The following is a 2977-nucleotide window of genomic DNA, read 5'->3' on the forward strand; positions in this document are numbered from 1 at the left end:
GCCCACCGTCGTGGCTGCAGCACCTCCTCCGCCCCCGCCGCCACCTCCTCCACCGCCCGCACGCGGCCGCCCGGCATCGCGCACCGACCGCCTCATCATCGTCGCGCTCGACCCCGGCCATGGCGGTGAAGACCCTGGCGCCACCGGCCCCAGCGGTATCCGCGAAAAAGACATCGTGCTCAAGATCGGCCATATGCTGCGCGAGCGCATCAACAACAGCAGCGTGGGCGGCAACCCAATGCGCGCGTTCATGACGCGCGATGCCGACTTCTTTGTGCCGCTCAACACCCGGGTCGAAAAAGCCCGCCGTGTGCAGGCCGACCTGTTCATCAGCATCCATGCCGATGCGTTCACCAAGCCATCGGCCAACGGCGCCAGCGTGTTTGCGCTGAGCGAGCGCGGCGCGACCAGCTCGGCCGCGCGCTGGCTGGCCAACAAGGAGAACCAGGCCGACATGGTGGGCGGCCTGAACGTGGCCGGCGTTGGCAGCAGCGATGCCCATGTGCAGCGCGCGCTCTTGGACATGAGCACCACCGCCCAGATCAATGACAGCCTCAAGCTCGGCACCCATGTGCTGGGCCAGCTGGGCCAGTTCGCCCGCCTGCACAAGCCCCGCGTGGAGCAGGCAGGGTTTGCCGTGTTGAAGGCGCCCGACATCCCCAGCGTGCTGGTCGAGACGGCCTTCATCAGCAACCCCGAAGAAGAAGCCAAGCTGCGCACCACCGCCTACCAGAACCAGCTCGCTGACGCCATCATGCGCGGCATCCAGGCTTACTTTGCGAAGAACCCGCCGCTGGCGCGCAACCGCACGGTATAAGCCTCCCCCCGCTTTGCAGCCACAAAAAAGGGACCGCCTCGGCGGTCCCTTGCTCATCGTGCAGTCGCTGCTCAGACGGTGCCAGCCGCCTTCTCGTTCCTGCCGGCGCGCCAGGCGCCAAAGATGGCCAGCAGGCCGGGCACGAGGATCAGGCCCCAGATGATCTTCTCCAGGTTGGCCTTGACCCAGGGCAGGTTGCCAAAGAAGTAACCCGCCGCGCAAATGCCAAACACCCAGATGGCCGCGCCAATCAGGTTGTAGGCAATGAACTTGGCACGGTTCATGTTGGCCACGCCCGCCACAAAGGGCGCAAAGGTGCGCACAAACGGCATGAAGCGCGCCAGGATGATGGTGATGCCGCCATAGCGCTCGTAGAACGCATGGGCCTTGTCAAAGGCCTTGCGGTTGAACCAGCGCGAGTTCTCCCACTTGAACACCTTGGGCCCCAAATGGTGGCCGATCTGGTAATTGCACTGGTCGCCGAGGAAGGCCGCCGCAAACAGCAAGCCGGTAGCCAGCGGAAAACTCATCAGCCCCGCACCGCACATGGCGCCGACGATAAACAGCAGCGAATCGCCGGGCAAGAAGGGCATCACCACGACGCCGGTCTCGACAAAGACGATCAGAAACAGCAGCGCATAGACCCACATGCCATAGGTCGTTACAAAAGCTTCCAGGTACTTGTCGACATGCAAGATGAAGTCGATCAGATGCATGCCCGCATCGATGAACCAGCTGAAAAATTCCAAAACACAACCTCTCTACACAAAAACCGCAGCAGCCCTGAGGCCCTGCGGCAAACCATCTTGATCACCACTTAGGCAGGCTAGGGAACTGCAGCCCCAGGGCCCAAAGTGGCGATTGCACACTTTACCCCGAATGCCAGGCGGCTTTGCCTAAAATCCCTGCATGACCGCAGATACCGCACCCGCCTCCCTTGACCCGGCAGACGCCCCCAACGATGCTTTGACGCCTGCAGCCCACAGTAGCAGCAGCGCTGCGCCCACGCGCCGTCCCATCCAGGATCTGCCCGATGAGCTGGTCAGCCAGATCGCGGCCGGCGAGGTGGTCGAGCGCCCCGCCTCCGTCGTGCGCGAGCTGGTCGACAATGCGCTCGATGCAGGTGCCACCAGCATCACCGTGCGCCTGCTCGCCGGTGGTGTGCGGCTGATCACCGTCGAAGACGATGGCTGCGGCATTCCGCGCGAAGAGCTGCCCATTGCGCTGCGCCGCCACGCGACCAGCAAGATCCGCAACCTGCATGACCTCGAATCGGTGGCGACCATGGGGTTCCGGGGCGAGGCCCTGGCAGCCATTGCCTCGGTCTCGGAGATGAGCGTGCTCTCGCGCCCCGCCCAGCAAGAGAGCGCCTACCTGCTCGATGCCCGCAGTGGCGAGCTGCGCCCCGCCGCCCGCAACCCCGGCACGACGATGGAGGTCAAGGAGCTGTTCTTCAGCACGCCTGCGCGGCGCAAGTTTTTGAAGACCGATGCCACCGAGCTGGCCCATTGCGTCGAGGCCGTGCGCCGCCATGCGCTCACCCGCCCGGGCGTAGGCTTTGCGATCTGGCATGAGGGCAAGCTGGTCGAGCAATGGCGCGCCACCCTGCCGCTCCGCAGCGATGCAGACCTGCCCGACGACGCCGCCTGGCAGCAGCTGGAGCAGCGCGCGATGGACAAGCGCCTGGCCGATGTGCTGGGCCCCGATTTTCTCGAGCAATCGATTGTCGTGAACTACCAGGCCGGCCATGTGCAGGTGCGCGGCCGCGCGGGTCTGCCCGATGCCGCACGCTCGCGTGCCGACCAGCAGTTCTGCTATGTCAACGGCCGCTTTGTGCGCGACAAGGTGCTCACCCATGCGGCCCGCGCCGCCTATGAAGATGTGCTGCACGGCCCCCGCCAGCCGGTCTATGCGCTCTATATCAGCCTCGATCCGATGCGGGTCGATGTGAATGTGCACCCGACCAAGATCGAGGTGCGCTTTCGCGATAGCCGCGAGGTGCACCAGGCGGTGCTGCATGGCGTGGAGAACGCGCTGGCCGCCCCGCGTGCCCAGCAGCTGCTGGACGCTGCGGCCGCAGTGCCCACACCGGCAACGGCCGGCCAGCCGACCGCCTTGCCAGGCCAAGCCTATGCGCCAGCCCCCCAGGCGCAGACTGCG

Annotated in this window: 3 protein-coding genes; 2 read left to right on the forward strand and 1 reads right to left on the reverse strand. The window is 65.4% G+C overall.

Annotation, left to right across the window (positions count from 1 at the left end):
• The coding region (locus tag H928_RS0117525) for an N-acetylmuramoyl-L-alanine amidase (protein WP_021027659.1) at positions 1 to 817 on the forward strand (817 nt) is incomplete at its 5' end.
• Positions 818 to 888: 71 nt separating this feature from the next.
• On the opposite strand, the gene H928_RS0117530 is transcribed toward H928_RS0117525, so the two are convergent.
• Positions 889 to 1533: a VTT domain-containing protein gene (locus H928_RS0117530; protein ID WP_043340888.1), complete on the reverse strand. Its 645-nt coding sequence runs from the start codon at positions 1531 to 1533 to the stop codon at positions 889 to 891.
• Between the two features lie 193 nt (positions 1534 to 1726).
• Here H928_RS0117530 and mutL point away from each other — a divergent pair.
• Positions 1727 to 2977 (forward strand): DNA mismatch repair endonuclease MutL (gene mutL, locus H928_RS28565; protein ID WP_148293215.1); only part of this gene is annotated, 1251 nt, incomplete at its 3' end.

Source organism: Comamonas sp. B-9 (genome assembly GCF_000410635.1).
In the GTDB taxonomy this organism is placed as follows: Bacteria; Pseudomonadota; Gammaproteobacteria; order Burkholderiales; family Burkholderiaceae_C; genus Comamonas.